Annotated in this window: 6 protein-coding genes and 1 pseudogene; 2 read left to right on the top strand and 5 right to left on the bottom strand. The window is 58.7% G+C overall.

The genetic code is table 11. The annotated features are described in order from the left end of the window. Positions 1 to 119: 119 nt before the first annotated feature. The gene (locus ACA049_RS11505; protein WP_497335473.1) at positions 120 to 479 is read right to left on the bottom strand and encodes a DUF6124 family protein; all 360 of its coding nucleotides are present in this window, start codon (positions 477 to 479) and stop codon (positions 120 to 122) included. A gap of 548 nt (positions 480 to 1,027) precedes the next feature. Continuing rightward, a complete protein-coding gene (locus ACA049_RS11500) occupies positions 1,028 to 1,540 on the bottom strand; it encodes a hypothetical protein (RefSeq protein ID WP_497335471.1) in 513 nt (170 codons plus the stop codon). A gap of 320 nt (positions 1,541 to 1,860) precedes the next feature. Here ACA049_RS11500 and ACA049_RS11495 point away from each other — a divergent pair, with 320 nt between their 5' ends. After that, positions 1,861 to 2,685, top strand: a complete 825-nt coding sequence (locus tag ACA049_RS11495) for a PDZ domain-containing protein (protein WP_497335469.1) — start codon at positions 1,861 to 1,863, stop codon at positions 2,683 to 2,685. A 304-nt stretch (positions 2,686 to 2,989) separates the two neighbouring features. Here the strand turns inward: ACA049_RS11495 and ACA049_RS11490 are convergent, their stop codons facing one another. Further along, positions 2,990 to 3,964: a hypothetical protein gene (locus ACA049_RS11490; protein WP_497335467.1), complete on the bottom strand. Its 975-nt coding sequence runs from the start codon at positions 3,962 to 3,964 to the stop codon at positions 2,990 to 2,992. Between the two features lie 236 nt (positions 3,965 to 4,200). Between ACA049_RS11490 and ACA049_RS11485 the strand changes: the two are divergent. Continuing rightward, positions 4,201 to 4,299, top strand: a pseudogene (locus tag ACA049_RS11485) (DUF488 domain-containing protein); the annotation flags it as partial. Between the two features lie 90 nt (positions 4,300 to 4,389). Here the strand turns inward: ACA049_RS11485 and ACA049_RS11480 are convergent. Together ACA049_RS11480 and ACA049_RS11475 are read right to left on the bottom strand one after the other, a co-directional pair. Next, positions 4,390 to 6,393, bottom strand: a complete 2,004-nt coding sequence (locus ACA049_RS11480) for a hypothetical protein (protein WP_497335465.1) — start codon at positions 6,391 to 6,393, stop codon at positions 4,390 to 4,392. A gap of 156 nt (positions 6,394 to 6,549) precedes the next feature. After that, positions 6,550 to 18,432 (bottom strand): peroxidase family protein, encoded by an 11,883-nt coding sequence (locus ACA049_RS11475; RefSeq protein ID WP_497335463.1) that lies wholly within the window; start codon positions 18,430 to 18,432, stop codon positions 6,550 to 6,552. Between the last annotated feature and the right edge of the window lie 155 nt (positions 18,433 to 18,587).

Genomic DNA, 18,587 nt, shown 5'->3' with positions numbered 1-18,587 from the left:
GGTTGATACCACCGCCATAAAAAACGGGACGCCAAGCGTCCCGTTTCTATGAAAACCGATAGCACAAACAACAAACAACCTGTGGCGAGGGAGCATGCTCCCTCGCCACAGAACAGCGGTTACACGGATGGCTCAACCTTATCCAACACCCGATTAGCCGTAATTTCCGCCACCATGATGCTGTTTGAAATGCCCAGCAAGGCATAACGCGACTCACCCTCCAGATGATCCACCAACTGATGAACCATCACATCCACCGACGCCAGCGTCTCGACCAAAAAAACCGCCAGGGTTTCGGCCGTGGCTTCTGGGTCCACGGAAAATAGCTTGCTGGAGGTACGCGGGGTGGCTTTGATGTCGGCGTTTGATGGGAAGTGGAAATCGAGGGCGCGTTCGGCGGCGTCGTTGAGTTTTTTTGAATCGGGTTCGTAGGGGGAAACTGGATCGGTGTCTGGTGGGTTTGGCGTAATTTTGAACATTAGCTTGCTTCTCAAATTGAGTGCCAACCTTCTTGCTGCTAAACGAGAGGGAGGCAGCTGTACGCAGGTTAGCAGACCGGGGAAGCTAGCAAAGCCGGCGCGCCCGAAGGCGCCCTGCGCACAACCACCATCAGGTGCAGGCGTGGGAATGCCTGACTGACAAGAACTCGTGCAGCTTGCTTGTAACCCCGGGCTGCTAAACCCGATCACTGAAGGGCAGTGACGGGAATCAAGTTACCGAGCAGCCCAAAAGCGCACAAGCCGGCGGATTCTGGTGCAGTCGTAGGCAACGGCGCAAGGTTTTGTAGCTTTCAGGACGTAACCTTGAGGGTGTTTAAACATGCGCCCTCAAGAGTTGTTGAATAAGGTGATGCGCGCTTCCTACAGACGGAGAAAGCTTCGAAAATCCAGGAAGCCGCTGACGTATTTACAAGGTGACCATCGCAAGTGTGATAGCAACGTGGTCTCTTGAATCAGTCGGCTATCGGCCAACTGCGGCGTTCGAGCCGAGCAGAGCCGAAAAGCGAAAACCTCTAAATCTGTGAAAGCTAGCCTCTAAGGGTACGCATTATTTCCTTGACCACCGGCTTCGTGTATTTCTCGCTGAGGTCAGTCTCCGGTGGGTCGTTACTGCGGAACCATTCACCTTGATCGAATGCCTGGTAAAGCGAGAAAGCGGGCTGAGGTATGTCGTTAGTCATGCCCACTTCAACCACGGCATTTATGATCCCATTCATAACACCGTCGCAAAAATCATAGGTAAAAGATCCCTGTAGATAGCCTTCCGCAACCGCGATGGAAAGCTCGTTCAGCACATCTTGCGGTGCAGCGCAGAACTTTTCGCAAACGGGACCAAGATTACTCAACGTTAAACCGTCTGCTTCCGCTTTTACCGACAGCTCTTTGAGTTCGTTCTTCGGTAACACCCTGATCATGAGCTTCTTCCGGTTAGTGACGAAGGTAGCGGTTGCACCAATCATAAAGCTTCCAGCCAACAGATCGGCTGTACAGCGCTGCCGCACCTCAACACCATGCTGCAATACGGTTTCATGGTCGGTCAACTTCAGTTACAGGTAATGTCCGCTTTGGGTGGGATGCCGCTGGTCGCTAACAGCTGCTTTCGGCCATGAGCGGTCACTGGAATTTCGTTTGTCCAAGGGGATCGTGCTAACGGGCCGTACGTCGTCGGATTACTAGCTACTGAGGAATCAGCGACGTTCAGGATGTCCACTCTCTACCTGAAAAGCTCTGACGAACGTGACGGATGTCCGCTGCGTCGTCCACTTCGTCCTCGCCCGCTCTATACGGAGTGTATTGAAATCATGTTAAATTGCCATCGCTGAAAATTTGGAATACCTAAACAAGTATAGGGAAGAGAAAAGTGAACAAACACGCAACCAAGTTTATTGCGTTAGCTTTTTTTTATGCCACGCTATCTGGCTGTGCAAACAACAACCCGTACACAAATCACTACTCCGCTCTGAACGGATCCACTCCCGAAAATATAGCAAAATTTCGATCTGCCCCTCCACCAGAAATCCCAGTAGTCGATAACGTAAGCCCTGAGCAAGGACAAGAACGGCTGGATATGTGGGCTCGCAGAGGCTATATAGCTATTGGCAAAGCATCGTTCAACAGCCCCCAACCCATTCCTGAAAAATTAGCAGTCGATCAAGCAAAAGCCGTTAAGGCCGATCTAATTGTCATCAGGAGCCCTCGATACACGGGCAGTTATGCAACTTCGACAGCGGTCGTAAAACCCACGATCAGTACAACAGAAGGATCGGCGCTGCTGTTGGGCGCTCCCGGCCGCACCAATGCCATCGTCAAAGGGACGGGGACGACGATCACCACAACCACCGATTACGTCCCGACAACAGAACATCGGGCAGATTACGCCGCCGTTTATTTTATAAAGCGGACAGTCATATTTGGAGTTAACACAGCGGACCTGACGGACAAGGAACGCCAAGAGCGACAGTCAAATTATGGCGTTAGAGCAATCATGCTCACTGATGACTCTCCTGCTTACAATGCAGATATTCTAGTTGGGGATATACTGGAAGCACTTGACAACGAAAAGATAAAAAACACTAATCACTTAAGCACCATGATTGCAACAAGGCTAGGCAAGAAAGTTGATGTCACCCTAAGTCGCAACGGGAAAACAATCACAAAAAGTATTCAGTTCAACAGTCAATCCTGAGGTATCCGGCCTATCTGTTCGTCGAATAATAAGTCCGAAAAGCTTAGGCGCCGCCACGTTATATATAACCAAGCCCTGAGTATTCGGGGCTTGGTAGTTTGTATCATTAACGAATATTCCGCGTGACATTTGCTTCAAATGGAAGAGCGCTTCTGGCTGTTATCGGTCGCTTGCAAACGTCCGCTTTTGGCCGTTTTCATGCCTGTCGTAACAGGTTGAAAACGACCCAAAGCAGTCTATTGCTGACATTGCGTATCACCGGCAAGTCGAAGCGCCGCTTACGACTGGCCGGTGCATGCGTGGGTTAACCGGCACCTAGATGTTCAGGCTTAATGTCATCGGGTAACGCGGTTCTGTAGTGTTGAGCATCGATTCCTTGGTGCCAGTCAGAACTCACAGTTGCGATGAGGGCCCAGGGGAAAAGGTACGCGTCCACAACTTCACCACCTTTGACCATCAGTACGCGCAAGTCAAAAGAGCAGTCCTGATCCAAATATCTCGCAGTGAGATCGCCCTGAATAACCATCGGGTCGACGTTAAATGGATCAGGCCCATTCAGATAAACTCGCACGCACGTATGAAAGGGGCGCTTTTGGCCTAGGGGAGGCAGTCCGTGCAGGGTCACAAGTTCATCCAGGCCGTACCGTAAACTCTTTTCCCGAAGCTCATCGAGATACCAAGTATCATCGACATACTTGAGAACGCTCACGATGGTGACAGCGAGCGTCCTTAGGTGAGCAGCGCTGATGTCCACGGCAGATCCTATAATACCTTTCCTCGAACTGGATATTCGGAGCGCACCGTCTGTCACACTAAAGTGCTTGTCATGAATGATCGTTCCGCGAAGCGGCTCAAGGATGCTGTAAAGACCGGTGAGACGCTCCTTTAGCCAAGGACGGATTTCGATTGTTTGTGGAAAGACGGGTGAATCCTTGAGGTGTTGCAGTTTCTGCTGAAAGCGCAACGTAGACTGTACCGCATTCTCATCGAGGATCCACTCGATGAGAATGTCAAATAGCTTGAAGGTCGAGACGAGGACAAGAGGTGCGCCTGCGTTAAGGAAACCAGGTCGCCAATCGCCGATAACAATGTTGGCGTGTCCATACGAAAAGAACTGAGCCTGCGACTTGTCTACTGGGTACACAATTGCATCAGGCCAGGATGGAAACAGTTCCTGCTCGACAAGTGAGTACACTTCCTCAAGAAGCCAAGTTTCGTATTCCGTGCGTTCAGCGAGCCTTTTTAGCGCGCCTTCGTCAAAGGTCGGATGCGAGTTCATGATGTTTGGCAAATCTATCGGCGAACTATAAGTATGCGGCGAAAGTGGCGTGCAGTTTTTCGCCGTTTGTGTCTAATAGCATTCCTATGCGATGCATAATTCCGTGTTTGTCACCACGCTGGAAGGACGAAAATGGCATGGCTAATGGGCACGCTACGGGATCGTCGGCAACCTGTCCATCGTCCGCTTCTGGCCGAGAGCTGCCGGTCGCCAATGATCGCTCTCGCCCCATATCCACCCTGGTGTATGCGGCGAAATCCACGGTCGAGAACAATGCCGTGGTGCTGGCCGAGTGGTTGGAGGATGAAGTGGAGAAGCGGGCCGGGCCAAGATAAGTTCGTCTGTGTTATTTGTCACACCTTCCGGATTGGCTGGAGTCCGGAAGGGCCCTGCTCTTTGCGAGGGTGATGGGATACTCGCCGGAGTCATCCCAGGATTCTGGACAGGTCCACTTCGAAGTAATCGTAGGCCACCGGTTCAAGCTCGTCGACGATGTCGCTGTAGATAACCTGACGTTCGCCCAATGCAGTGGCGTAGCGTTGGAGCTGTGGGGGGCTCATCAAATACGCTTCTAGCAGGGCTTGCGCTTCGATGATGTCGCTGTAGAGACGGTACGTGTCCGCAGATTCCACCCCGTTTGCTTTGGTGACAACAATGTTCTGCCGTAGAACGCCTCTTAAGAAAGTCGCCAGAATCATGATGTCGACAATGGGCGTGCCGGCGTAGGGGATGCCGCAGTGGGACTGCCCGTTGAGCAAAATGAGCGGTTGGATTTTGAAGTCTTCGGGCAGAAGGAAATCACGTCTCGCGCACTCTTCACGGAACTGTTTTTTGTATTTCTGGATGTAGTCTGTCTTGCGTTGAAGTTGGGTCTGCGCCTCGATGACCTTCTCCCGATGTTTGAATACTTCATCGGGGTCGACCGGTTGCAGAAAGCATTTTGCTTCGCCAATGACAACGGCATTACCGATGCGCAGCACGATGTCGATGTCTTCGTAGAGAGGCTCTCCCTCGACTTCCCCAGGTAAATAGAATTTCAACGCGTGGGGCATCAGAGCAATGTCCCGCTTTATCGGGGAGGAGTTGATGGTGTAATTCAACACGTCGCGCAGATAATTTTCGAATGGCAGCCCACGGGCATCAAACTTCGCACCGAGTTGACGGATCCAGATGTCTACGTTGCGCTGGGTTGTGCCCAGTGAGGGGGTATAGAGCACCAGCAGCTCGCTGTCGTTCAAGGCGATAAGGGGCTGGGTCCACAGTTCATTTTCTTCATGCCGCTGTGCTGCGGAGGGTGAATAGGTGAAGAATTCCAGCAGTTTGTGGCTGATGTCGTCGGTGACGGACAGTGAGTCACTGATGGCTTTGATTAACGCACCTCGTGGGATTCTGGGCGTGGTGAGTTCGGCCAATGCTTGCGTGGGTGTTTGCTGGTTGTTGGATACGTGAGTCCCCTTCTTCAGAAGTCTCACCAAGCTTTGCAGCACGGTCCAGCACTTGATCACGTCGATTATCGTGCTTCCTGCGAGCCGAGGGCTTTGGAACCGGGCAAGTTCTACGTAGTACGGCTGCAAGGCTTCTTGCATGAGAATGTAGCTTTCGCAGGACCCCTCACCAATTGTTTCATCCGCTGCCAGCACGAATGTGTAGGTTCCGTCGACGGCAGTAACTGCAACGATGGGCCTAGGTATGCCGAGCGCGGCGTGGCTGTATGAGCGGCGTGCTTGCTCAAACGTCGAGTGATGATGAAGGTTACTGGCGTGATGAACGGCACTGCGACGGCTCAAGGTTATCCACTTCCAACTCGCGTCGGCGGGCCGTGCTGGCGACAACTTGACTCCTTCAGCGGACTCGGTGAGGACGTAGTTATTCCACAGGCATTCTTCCCATAAGTCTTCGATAATTTTGTAGAAAGTTCCGATGGCATAATCCGCTGCGATATCGCTTTGTGATCCTGTTCTCGATGGCGCTTCTTTGGCGTGCGACGGCTTCTGGCTGAGGATCATTCGAAGCGGGAGTTGTAGCCCGTCGATATCCGATTGCGCGATCTGATCCAGCGAATGGGCTAGGCCATCACGGTCATGCACTTTGGGCAGGATATGGCTTGCACTTTGGTGCGCGGGATTTTGCGACCAGGATTCGCGAACAATGTTGGCAATTGATAACTGGTAGCCGATGGATTTCAAGTTGGCATGGCTGACGAACGCTAAGAGCTTGTCGTCCCGGCTGATTTTCTTGTCAGCCGCGAAGCTCAACTCGCCCCTGATGGTTGAGAAGGCCCGGGAAAACCAGACACCGGCCTCGTATAAATTTTTGGACTCTTGATCCATTCCGTCGAGTTCAAAAGCCGCTTTCCATTCAGCCAGATTGAAACTTCTCTGATTTGGGCGGGCGACTTGGTTATCCCTGACACGCTTTGCAAAGGTCATCGAAAACTCCTTGATCCCTGATCACGATGTAGAGCAATGGCCCTATCGATATGCAAATAACATAAAAGGGGACGGGTTTGTTTTCCAAATAAAAAAGGAGGGCATCCATTGCCCCCCTCCTCTACACCGCTCCCTGCAGCAATCCCGATCAGAACCTCAACTTGCCAAAATGAAGTCCGAAGCAGTAACCGTCGTTGCGTCGGCCACCCCTATCAAGCGGATGGACTCAGCGCCTGCCGAGCTGATCAAGGTATCCGCACCGAGATCGGTGATGATGACGGTGGCGGCAAAGGTCGCAGCTGTGACGCCGAACGCGGAGATATCGAGCAGGTCCTGGCCACCCGCCGCGTTGGCATCGAAGTTGAAGATCTGATCGGCTCCGAAGCCCGCTGCGAACAGGAAGATATCGTTGCCATTGCCGGCGTCCATGAGGTCGTTGCCGGCCCCCCCCGTGACCGTATCGTTGCCAGCACCGCCATCGATCGAGTCACTGCCGATGCCACCCAACAAGGTATCGTTACCGATACCTCCGAGCAGCGTGTCGTTGCCATCGCCGCCCTGAAGCAGATCGTTGCCGGTACCGCCATCCAGGCGGTCGTCACCCAGTCCGCCGAGCAGCGTGTCGTTGCCGATGTCACCATTCAAGGTATCGGTCCCGTCACCGCCGTCGAGGCTATCATCGCCACTTCCGCCGTTCAGGGTATCGGTGCCAATGCCACCCAGCAGTTGGTCGTCACCGAGGTCACCATTGAGCGTGTCGTTGCCGGCGTTGCCCGTGAGGATGTCGTTGCCGCTGTCGCCACTGAGGGTGTCATTACCTGCACCGCCGGTGATGACGTTGTTCAACGCGTTGCCGTTGCCGACGAAGTTGCCGACGCCGGTGTAGGTCAGGTTTTCGACGTTGGCGCTGAGCGTGTAGCTGGCCTGCGACGCCTGCACGGTATCCGTACCGCCACCGGCCGTTTCTACCACCGCGTCTGCGGTTGCATCGACGACGTAGGTGTCGTTGCCGGCGCCCCCAATCAACTGGTCGGTGCCCGCACCGCCATTGAGGATGTCGTTGCCGGCCCCGCCGGTCAGGGTGTTGGCCAGCGCATTGCCGGTGCCGGTGAAGTTGCCGACGCCGGTGAAGGTCAGGTTCTCGACGTTGGCACCCAGCACGTAGCTGGCCAGACTGGTTTGCACCAGATCGGTACCGCCGCCCAGCGCCTCGATGACGCTGTCACCGACGTTGTCGACCACAAAGGTGTCGTTGCCGACACCGCCGTTCATGACATCCACGCCGAGCCCGCCATTGAGGATGTCGTTGCCGCTATCACCATTGAGGGTGTCATTACCTGCACCGCCGGTGATGACGTTGTTCAGCGCGTTGCCGTTGCCGACGAAGTTGCCGACGCCGGTAAAGGTCAGGTTTTCGAGGTTGGCACCCAGCGTATAGCTGGCCAGCGCCGTCTGCACGGTATCCGTACCGCCACCCGCCGCTTCAACCACCACGTCCGCCGCAACATCGACGACGTAGGTATCGTTGCCGACGCCCCCCACCATCTGGTCTGCACCCGCACCGCCGTTAAGCACGTCGTTACCGGCCCCACCGGTGAGGGTGTTGGCCAGCGCATTACCGGTACCGGTGAAGTTGCCGGCTCCGGTATAGGTCAGGTTTTCGACGTTGGCGCCGAGTACGTAGCTGGCCAGGCTGGTTTGCACCAGGTCGGTCCCGCCACCCAGCGCCTCGGTGACCGTGTCACCCACGTTGTCGACCACAAAGGTGTCGTTGCCGGTGCCACCGTTCATGGCATCGGCGCCGAGCCCGCCGTTGAGGATGTCGTTGCCGTCCCCGCCACTGAGGGTGTCGTTACCGACCCCGCCGGTAATGGTGTTGGCCAGCGCGTTACCGGTACCGGTGAAGTTGCCGGCTCCGGTATAGGTCAGGTTTTCGACGTTGGCACCGAGCACGTAGGTGGCCAGGCTGGTTTGCACCAGATCGGTCCCACCGCCCACCGCCTCGATGACACTGTCACCGACGTTGTCGACCACAAAGGTGTCGTTGCCGGCACCGCCGTTCATGGCATCTGCGCCGAGCCCGCCGTTGAGGGTATCGTTGCCGTCCCCGCCATTGAGGACGTCGTTACCGACCCCGCCGGTGAGGGTGTTGTCCAGCGCATTACCGGTACCGGTGAAGTTAGCGACACCGGTATAGGTCAGGTTTTCGACGTTGGCTCCGAGTGCGTAGCTGGCCAGACTGGTTTGCACCAGATCGGTCCCACCGCCCAGCGCCTCGATGACAGTGTCGCCGACGTTGTCGACCACAAAGGTGTCGTTGCCGGCACCGCCGTTCATGGCATCCGCGCCGAGCCCACCGTTGAGGGTGTCGTTGCCGTCCTCGCCATTGAGGATGTCGTTGCCGTCTCCGCCGTTGAGGATGTCGTTACCCGTGCCGCCAAACAACTGGTCAATGCCGCCCAGACCATTGAGCGTGTCGTTCCCGCCCAAGCCACTCAGCACATCGGCGCCCGCGCCACCGGTGAGCGTTTCGCCCAAGGCGGTACCCACGAGCACCACGCCAGGCGGCAGCGTAACGGCGGCGGTTGCCGCTGAGGTCACCGTCTCCAGCGTGCCGAAGCCATCGGTATAACGCACGATCACCCGCAGTTGCAGATTGTTCTGCGCCACACCCGGGGTGAACGTCGCAGCGGTCGCTCCGGTGATGTTGGTGAAGGTCGTGCCGACACCTTGCTGCCATTGGTAGCTGAAGGTGCCCAACCCATCCGCATCGGCAATCGCGGCCGTCAGCGCGGTCAGCAGCTGCCCTTCTTCAGGCGTCGTGTCGCTGATCAGCAACGCGCCTGTCGGTGCGTCGTTGACGTTGGCCACCGGGTCCGAAGGGTCGGACGCAATGCTTTCGGCCACACCGAAGTCATCCACGTAACTGACCACCACGCGCACCTGATCGCCGACCTGATCCTGAGTCAGCGTGAAGGTGCTGCCGGTGGCGCCGACGATGTTGACGAAGCTGACCCCATTGGTCGCCTGCCACTGGTAGGTGAACTGCGGATTGCTGAGGCCATCAAGGTCGATGATGCTCGATGGGTCAGCGGTCAACAGTTGGTTCTGCACCAAAAGCCCGTTGATGGTCGGCCCTGCTGTCGGCGTGCTGTTCCCCGACGAGTCGATGATCTCCAGTGTGCCCTTGGCATCCTGATACACCGCCCTGACGCGAATGTTCAGGCCCGCCACATCGTCCGCCACCCGGTAGGTGGTGCCGGTGGCTCGCGACGCTTCGCCGGCGGCAAGAAAGGTGATGTCTTCATAGATGCCCGTGCCGGGAATGTTTTCGACCTGCCAGTAGTAAGCCACCGCACCGGTTACCGCGCCGGTTGGATTGGCCCCACTTACGTTGTCCGCATCGTGTACCGCCCGATTGCTGACGCGCAGCAACTGGCCAGCGACAGGCGTGTCGTCACGCAGACCGGTCGCATCGTCGAGAATCGCCAGATGACCCGATGGGCCTTCGTTCAAGGCGGTGCCCACACCGGACTCTTGCGCCAGGTCAGAGAACTGCAGACGCTCGATGCCTGTCAGGCGATCAACACCGTCACGCCCTGCCACCAGGTCGGTCACGATAACGGTGTCGCCCTGGACTTCGACAAGGTATTCCGTCGAATTACCGGAGAACACCGCGGTGTCGTAGCGGTCATTGCCGGTCAGAATCTCCCGCACGATGACCAACTGGCCAGGGTTGTAAGTACCGTTCAGCATGAACGGCACCATCGGCTCCATGCTGTCGAACGAGGCGATTTCCGGGCCAGTGCCATCGTTGTTCGCCCGTACGCTGATGCGTACGTTCAGCCACTTGTCACCATCGATGATGTCGTCACCACCGCGACCTTCGATAAGGTCGCTGCCGCTGCCACCGAGGATGATGTTGCCGCCATCGAAGAACGTCGCTCCGTCTGGCAGCAAATCCGCCAGGCCGTTGATCAGGTTGATGTTGGTCAGCACACTGCCGGTCGCTCCGGCGCCGGGTAGCGAGGTGGCGTCTTCGTTATCACCGCGCAGGAAGTCACCGTGCTTCGAACCCGACAGCCCTTCCATGATGTCGAAACGCACGAGCGCGGAGGCACCCGATCCCGGCACCGGAGGGACATCGAAAAAGCGGTCGGTGAAATCGATGGACACGCCTTGGGCAAGGTCCTTGAAAGTTGCCCAGTCATAGCCGGAACCGCCGATATAGCGGTCACCGAGGCCGAGACTGCCGACCATGATGTCGTCACCGCCTTCGCCGTTGAACTTGTCGTTCTCGTTACCGCCGATGAACACATCGTGGCCGATGACAGGGTCGTTGCCGAACGGGTCGAAGTTGTCGCCAGGGGCACCGTCCGAGGTGCCCTTCTCGATCCAGTCGTCGCCTTCGTTACCCATGTCCTGTTCGTTGGCTTTGCTGCCCAGGATGAAGTCGTTGCCCTGGCCACCAATGGCCTCGGAAGCGTCCTCGCCGGTGACGATGAAGTCATTGCCAAAGCCGCCGATGATCAGGTTGACGCCGTTACCACCGTGCAGCACGTCGTTGCCGTCGCCGCCCTGGATGTTATCGTCGCCGCCGCGGTCGCTGATGATGTCGTCGCCGGCACCGCCGCGCAGTTGGTCATTACCGTCCCCTCCTTCGATGCGATCGTTGCCGCCGTCGCCCCAGACCGTGTCATCGCCTTCACTGGCGATGAGGATGTCGGCGTTGTTGGTGCCGCCCAGTACGATGTGCTCTCCACCGGTGTATTTGATGTAGTTGCTGTCCGGCCCTGCGGTCAGCGGGTTGTCGCGGAACACCACCTGCTCGCCGTGCTCGCCCAGTGGATCGGCGCTGCCCAGGCCATCGTTGAACTGCTTGCTCTGGTCCCTTTCCAGATAGAACCCCGGGTCCGAGAACACCAGGCCTGGCAAGTGCGTGGCCGAGGTATTGGCCATGATCAGCTTGGCGAACGAGTTGCTTTCCAGCTCGGCATTCATCGACAGGCCGGAGGTACGCTCCAGATAGTAGAAGCGGTCGCCGTCCTGCAGTTTTTCCATCTGGTTCTCGAACACGAAGTTGAAGGTCGAGCCGAGCATGCCGCCGAACGGCGTTTTTTCTTCGGCCAGGCCGCCGATCCAGAGGTCGATGGCATCGACGCCCGTGATCGTCACCCCCTTCAGATCGTCGGCAGTCCCCAGCACTCCGTCCTTGCCGGCACGCGTCACGTTGGTCCAGGTGCCAGTGCCGTTGAGGAAGTCCATGCGGTCAGCCGGCGCACCCGTACCGCCAAATACCAGCGCCATGGCAGCTGCGCGTTTGGCGTCCAGGGTGGTCGCGGCCGAGATCGTGCCATGCGTGCCATAGGCCGCGATGAAGTTGATCAACGACTCCGGATGCTTGAGGTGTTGGACCAGGTCGACCCAGCTGGTGTAAGGCTTGAGTTGGGTATCACAGGTCTGGCTGTAGATGTCGCGGCGGATCGCGTTGAGTGAGGGAATCCCCACGTCGCGGCCACGGGCGATGTTGAGCGCCGGTAGGTCGAGCGGCAGCCCGAGCAGGTTATTGCGCAGCGCCTCGGTCACGAACTCGTCGATTTCGTTACCGGCTTGCCGAGTGACCCCACGGATGATCGCACTGGTCGCGTCCTCTGGCGTCACGCCACTGGCGGCGTACGCCAACGGGTTGAGGAACGCCGCGATCAAGCCCATTTGCTGATCGGGATCAGTGCTGTTCGGATCGCCCACCACGTTGAAATCGACGTCGTAGCGATCGACGGTCTCGGTCAGCATCGAGTGGCCAAACCGGTACACGGTGTGCGCGAACTCGGCGACGATCGAGGCATCGAGGTCGACGTCATAGACCTGGGTCGGCGCAAAGAACAGGTCGACTCGGGGCTGGATGGTCCGTGCAAACTCCTCGAACACCAGGTGCTGATACTGCATCTCGGTGCCGAACTTGGCCGCCTGGAACAAGCGCTCGCCATTCCACACCAGCGCATCGATCTCGGCCTGGTTGGCGGGCAACGCACTTATAGGCGTGAGCAGCCACTCGTTGAGGAAGGCCACGTCATGCGAATCGAGCACGGTGTCCATGGTCTGCGCCACCAGCCGGTTGTGCTCGGCGTGGAAGATCGCATGCACGGCGGTCAGGCCGATGTTCTCGTTGACCCGACCGTCGCCGGCGATGTAGTGCGCATCCAGCAACTCGTTGTCGTAGGCCAGGTTGGCCCCGGTCTGCGGATTGACCGGCACGGCGTTGCCTGTGTTGGAATCCGCGTCCGGCATGAGCACGCCACCGCTGAACACCGGCGCGGCATTGTGGGCAATGTCGGCGAGGAACTGATGACCGGTGCGCACCGCATTGGTCAGGTCGACGGGAGCAAGCGGGTTGCCTTCGACCAGCACGTCATCAGCCGTACCGCCAATGCCGTCAGCCCCTTTCATCACGACCATCGGGAAGCCGTTCGGCCCCTTGATGAAGTTGCCATAGGCGTCGGTGGCCAACAACGGCGAGTTATCGACATCGGCATCGGTGAGGCGGATACCCAGAATGTCCTTGGCCTGCGCCTTGACCACCTTCCAGGTGGCCATGCCACCGATTTCGGTGTCGTCAGAGGTTCCGTACTTGCCGTCCGACCCCAGGTCACGGTTGGTGATCAGCCTGCCGGTCGCGATGGGGCCGTCGTCGGTCAGTACATAACCGCGCAGGAACACTTGGTGCGAAGGATGCGAGCTGTAAGTCTGGTTCTGGTCCACAAACGGCGTGGTGGTGTTGGTGTGTTCATGGATGTCGTCGGCCGTGCCGAGCACGCCATCCGCCCCTGGCTGGTTGGTCGCGCGGGTCAGCACCATGAAATTGGTGTGGCCGCCGGGTACATACAGCGGATCATCCGGTTGCAGCGGAATGTAGACGGTGCCCGAACCACCCTTGGTGAGCAGGTCCAGACCATGGTCGAAGAACTGCCCGAAGAAGGTCATCCAGGCGTTGAACGGCGCGGACAATCCCGCATCCGCAGCGGTGTTCTCGAACAGGTACACATCGTGGTCATCGGCAGTACCAAACTGACCATCCATGCCAGGGCTGGCGACGATCCGCACGCCATCCTTGAGCACATCGTCGTTACCGCTGCCCACTACGCCGAAGTCGAGATGACCGTTCACCCCCGGGTCGTAAGCCGTGGCATAGGCCGCCGGGTTGTTCGACGTCTGGTCGACGATCAGGTTACTGATGGTGCGCGGCTGCGAGTCAAACACAGGCCCGCTGGTTTGCTGATAGGACGTCCCCGGGATGGCCGGCGAGCCGGGGCCGAAGAAACCGGCAGGAGCACCTTCGGCCGGGTTGAACACCGGATCGCTCAAGCGCGGGAAGGTGTTATCGGCGGCACCATACTCGGTGTTGTTGATACCGTTCAGGTTCATCAGGTTGTTGTTCGATCCATCGACCGACCGCAGGCCCAACGGTGCGCGGATATTCGGGATCAGCGAGAGGATGTCCTGTCCGGCCGCGTCAGCTTCGGCAATCTTGATCTGATCAAGAATGAAGTTGAGGTCGGAGCGGACCATGTGAAGGCCCTCGCCACCCGCGGTCGCATCGACCACAGGTGCCTGCGCCGTTGGCACGACTGGCGCGCCGGGAACCACTACGGACGTCGGTTGCGAGAACACCACTTCTGTCGTGCCATGACCGTCCTGGTAGATCGCCTTGACCCGCAGTGACAACCCGGCAAGGTCCGGAGAGACCTTGAAGGAGGTGCCGTCGGCACTCTGGAACGCCAGGTCACCGGCAGGCAGCAGGATGATGTCCTCGAACACGCCAGTGCCTGGATCGGCCTCGAACTGCCAGTAGTAGGACACCGAGGAATTGTTCAGAGTCCCCCCGACGTTGTTGGCATCGGTCACCCCGGCCACGCTGACGGTCAGCATGTCGCCCACCGTAATCGCCCCGCCGTTTGCATCGGCAATGGTCGGCCTGCCAACCGGTTGAGCATTGAGCCCCGGCACCAGCACTCGCTGGCCATCGGCGAATTGCAGACGTTCGATATGCAGCAGGGTATCGGTGCCGTCGCGACCCACTTCGGTATCCGTCACCGTCCAGACATCGTCCGACAGATCCGCCGTGCCGCGGGTGTTCTGAGTCACCACATACTCGGACTGAAGCCCGGAGAAAATCGCGGTGTCGAAAGCCGCCCCGCCCGTCGAGGTACCGGGCAGGATTTCCCGCACGGCCTTGAGTTGACCCGGGTTATAGGTGCGGTCCAGCATGAACGGAATCATGTCAACCATGCTGTCGAAGCTGGCGATCTCGGGCCCGGTATGGTTGACATCACCCGGGGCATAGACCGCAATCCTGACGTTGAGCCATTTGTCGCCATCGATCAGGTCATCGCCCCCGCGGCCCTCGATCAGGTCACTGCCATTGCCACCCAGAATGATGTTACCTGTGGCAAAGCCTGTGGTCGGCAGCCCGGCATCGGACAGGAACTGCGCCAGTCCGCGGATCAACGCGACATTGGTCAGTGCGCTGCCCGTGGTGCCACCGTGGTTGATGATCGTGTCGGCATCGACATTATCGCCTCTGAGCACATCGGCGAACTTCGATCCCGACAAGCCTTCTACCTCGGCAAAACGGTCGAGAATCGAGGCCGGCGAGGCGCCGACCGGATTGAACACCCCGGTGTTCTGGTTTGGCGCATTGCCGTGTGGCTGGGCCAGCGCGGCCAGGGCCAGGTCAACGGTCACGCCGATCCGGTCATTTTTGTGGGTCACCCAGTCGAAACCGGACATGCCGTCCATATTGTCCTGGGCATCGCTGCCGACAAAGATGTCATCGCCACCCTCGCCGATCATTTCGTCGAAACCACCACCGCCGATAAAGATGTCGTTGCCGATCACATCGTCGTTGAGCAAGGGCGAGGCGTTATCGCCAGGCGCACCGTCCTGGGTGCCCTTTTCGATCCAGTCATCGCCTTCGTTGCCGGTGGCTGGCAGGTTGGTCTTGGCACCCAGGATGAAGTCGTCGCCCTGGCCGCCAAACGTGGTGCTGATATCTTCGGTGGTGACGATGAAGTCCTGGCCATCGCCGCCCAGAATCAGGTTGCCTGCAACCCCCATGCTACCGGCCACGATCACGTCGTTGCCGGCATTGCCTTCCAGGCGGTTGTCGCCGAACGAGTCGGTGATGATGTCATCGCCCGCGCCACCCAGCACCGCATCGTTGCCGGCGCCACCTTCGAGACGGTCGTTGCCGCCATCGCCGTAAAGGGTGTCATCGCCGTCACCGGAGATGAGGATGTCATTGCCGGCGGTGCCGCCGAGGACGACATGGTCTTCACCGGTGTATTGCAGATAATTGCTGTCTGCGCCAACGGTGTCGGGGTTGTTGCGGATCACCAGCGGCACGATTTCCACGCCGTTGATCATGAGGCCGCCAGTCGGGTCAGCCTTGCCATCCACGCCAAGGTTGGTGAACTGATCGGCCTGATTCACTTCCAGGGTGAACGTCGGCGTCAGGAACACGGTGTTCGACAGGTGGGTGACATCGGTGTTGAGCATCATCAACTTGGCAAAGGAGTTGTTCTCCAGCTCGGTGCCGAAGTTCAGGCCCGCGGTACGCGACAGGTAGTAGAAACGGTCGCCGTTCTGCAACGCCTCCATCTGGGTTTCAAACACGAAGTTGAACGTCGAGCCGAGCATGCCGCCGAACGGCATTTTTTGCTCGGCGAGGCCACCGACCCAGAAGTCGACATCGTCGAGCCCCGTGATCGTCACGCCCGTCACGTCGTCGGCCGTCCCCATCAGCCCATCCTTGCCGGCCAGCGTTACGTTGGCATAGGCACCGGTGCTGTTGAGGAAGCTCAGGCGGTCAGCCGGTGAACCGGCACCACCGAAGACCAGCGCCATGGCTGCAGCGCGTTTGTCGGCCAGTGTGGTCGCCGACGTAATCGTGTCATGCGTGCCATAGGCCGCGATGAAGTTGACCAGCGACTCGGGGTGCTTGAGGTGGTCCGCAAAGTCAGCCCAACTGATGTACGACTTGAGTTGGCTGTCGCCGGTGGATGCGTACATCTCACGGCGCGCTTCATTCAACGTGGGGATGCCCGTGTCGCGGCCACGCGCCATGTTCAGGGCCGGCAGATCGAGCGGCAGACCGAGCAGATTGTTGCGCAACGCTTCGGTGACGAACTCGTCGATCTCGTTGCCGAGCTGGCGGGTCACACCGCGAATGATCGCCCCTGCCGCTTCGTCCGCCGTCGCCCCGCTGCCGGCGAACGCCAGCGGGTTGAGGAAGGCCGCGATCAACCCCATTTGCGAGTCCGGGTTGTTCGGGTCAGTGAGCAGCGGATTGAATTCGGGGTCGAAGCGATCGACGGTCTCGGTCAACATCGAGTGACCGAAGCGATACACCACGTGGGCGAACTCGGCGAGGATGGCCGGGTTGATCGAGGTGTCATACCCGTTGGGTGCAAGGAACTCGTCGATCTGTGGCTGAATGGTCCGCGCGAACTCCTCGAACACCAGGTGCTGGTACTGCATCTCGGTGCCGAACTTGGCGGCCTGGAACAGGCGTTCGCCGTCCCACACCAACGCCGCAATGCCGGCAGGTGTCGTCGGAATCGCGGTCACGTCAACCGCCAGCCACTCATTGAGGAAGGCCAGATCGCCGGCGGCAAGGAGGGTGTCCTTGGTCTGCTGGACCAGGCGATTGTGTTCGGAGTGGAACACATGGTGCACGGAGGTCAGGCCGATGTTTTCGTTCACCCGGCCGTCGCCGGCAATGAAGTGAGCGTCGAGCAGTTCGTTGTCGTAGGTCAGGTTGTTGCCGCCCGCGCCAACCGGCTGCGCATTGCCGATATCGTCGTCAGCATCCGCCTGCAGAACCCCGCCAACGACTACCGGCGCGGCATTGTGGGCGATGTCGTCGAGGAAGCCATGCCCGGCGCTCACGGCGCTGGCCAGACTGATCGGAGCATCCCGGTTGCCTTCGACCAGTTGCGTGACGTCATCCGCTGTCCCGGCAATCCCGTCAGTACCGTTACTGACGCGCATCACCACCTGCGGCATGCCGCTCGGCCCCCGGATGAAGTTGCCATACGCATCGGTCGCCAGCAGCGGCACGCTGTGCACATCGGCGTCGGTCAGGTTTATACCCAGAATGTCACGGGCCTGGGCCTTGACCACGGCCCAGGTCGCCATGCCGCCATTGGTGCCATCGCCATCATCGGCCGTGCCGAACTTGCCGTCGGCGCCGAGATCGCGGTTGGTAATCAAGCGTCCCGTTGCAATAGGGTCACCTGCCGCGTTCAGGGCGTATTCGCGCAGGAACACCTGATGCGAGGGGTGCGAGCTGTAAGTCTGGCTTTGGTCCACGAACGGCGAGGTGGTGTTGGGCTGGCCATCATCGGCAGTGCCGAGTATTCCGTCCGCGCCGGGGGTATGCACGGCACGTGGCAGCACCATGAAATTGGTCGGGCTGCCCGGCACGTACAACGGATCGTCCGGCAGCAGCGGGATAAACACGAAGTCGGTGCTGCTTTTGGTGACCAGGTCGAGGCCGTGGTCGAAGAACTGGCCAAAGAAGGTCATCCACGAGTTGAAGCCGGCGGTCAGGCCAGCGTCCGGCGACTCGTTGGGGATGAAGAACACTTCCTTGTCGTCGGCCGTGCCGAACACGCCATCCAGACCGGGACTGATCACCGGGTCGGCGCCGCCGTTCGCCGCCACCGCGGCCGGGTTGTTAGCTGTCTGGTCGTTGATCAGGTTACTGATAATCCGTGGCTGCGGGTCGACCACATTCCCTGACGCGGCATAGGCCGCTCGATACTGGGCATCCAGCACGCGCAGGAAGGAATTGTCCGCAGCGCCAAACTCGCTTTGCCCGGCGACCAGGTTGTTGTAGCTGCCATCGACGGTTCGCAGGCCGAATGGCACCTGACTGTTGGGGAGCAAATCACTGAGGCTGGCGCCGTTGGAATGCGCTTCTGCGATGAAGATTTGCTTGAGGATAAATTCCAGGTCCGACTTGTTGAAATTGGCCATTGCGGTGTCCTCGATCGATTGGGAGAAAAGCACGGGACGATGAAACCCTCCCGCGCCCAGTCAGGTGCTGGCTTGCGCAGTTCGTTGGTTCAGTTGTCTGGCGAGAGCAGGCGTAGATCAGGCAAAGCCGTCCCCTGCGCCCGGTAAGGCGCACC

The sequence above is a fragment of the Pseudomonas sp. LBUM1662 genome, assembly GCF_059695915.1.
This window is presented reverse-complemented; position numbering and strand designations above follow the sequence as displayed.

Excerpts from the sequence above, each read along its gene's own strand:
- ACA049_RS11480 (WP_497335465.1), bottom strand. The coding sequence starts at position 6,393 with ATGACCTTTGCAAAGCGTGTCAGGGATAACCAAGTCGCCCGCCCAAAT.
- ACA049_RS11490 (WP_497335467.1), bottom strand. The coding sequence starts at position 3,964 with ATGAACTCGCATCCGACCTTTGACGAAGGCGCGCTAAAAAGGCTCGCT.
- ACA049_RS11475 (WP_497335463.1), bottom strand. The coding sequence starts at position 18,432 with ATGGCCAATTTCAACAAGTCGGACCTGGAATTTATCCTCAAGCAAATC.
- ACA049_RS11505 (WP_497335473.1), bottom strand. The coding sequence starts at position 479 with ATGTTCAAAATTACGCCAAACCCACCAGACACCGATCCAGTTTCCCCC.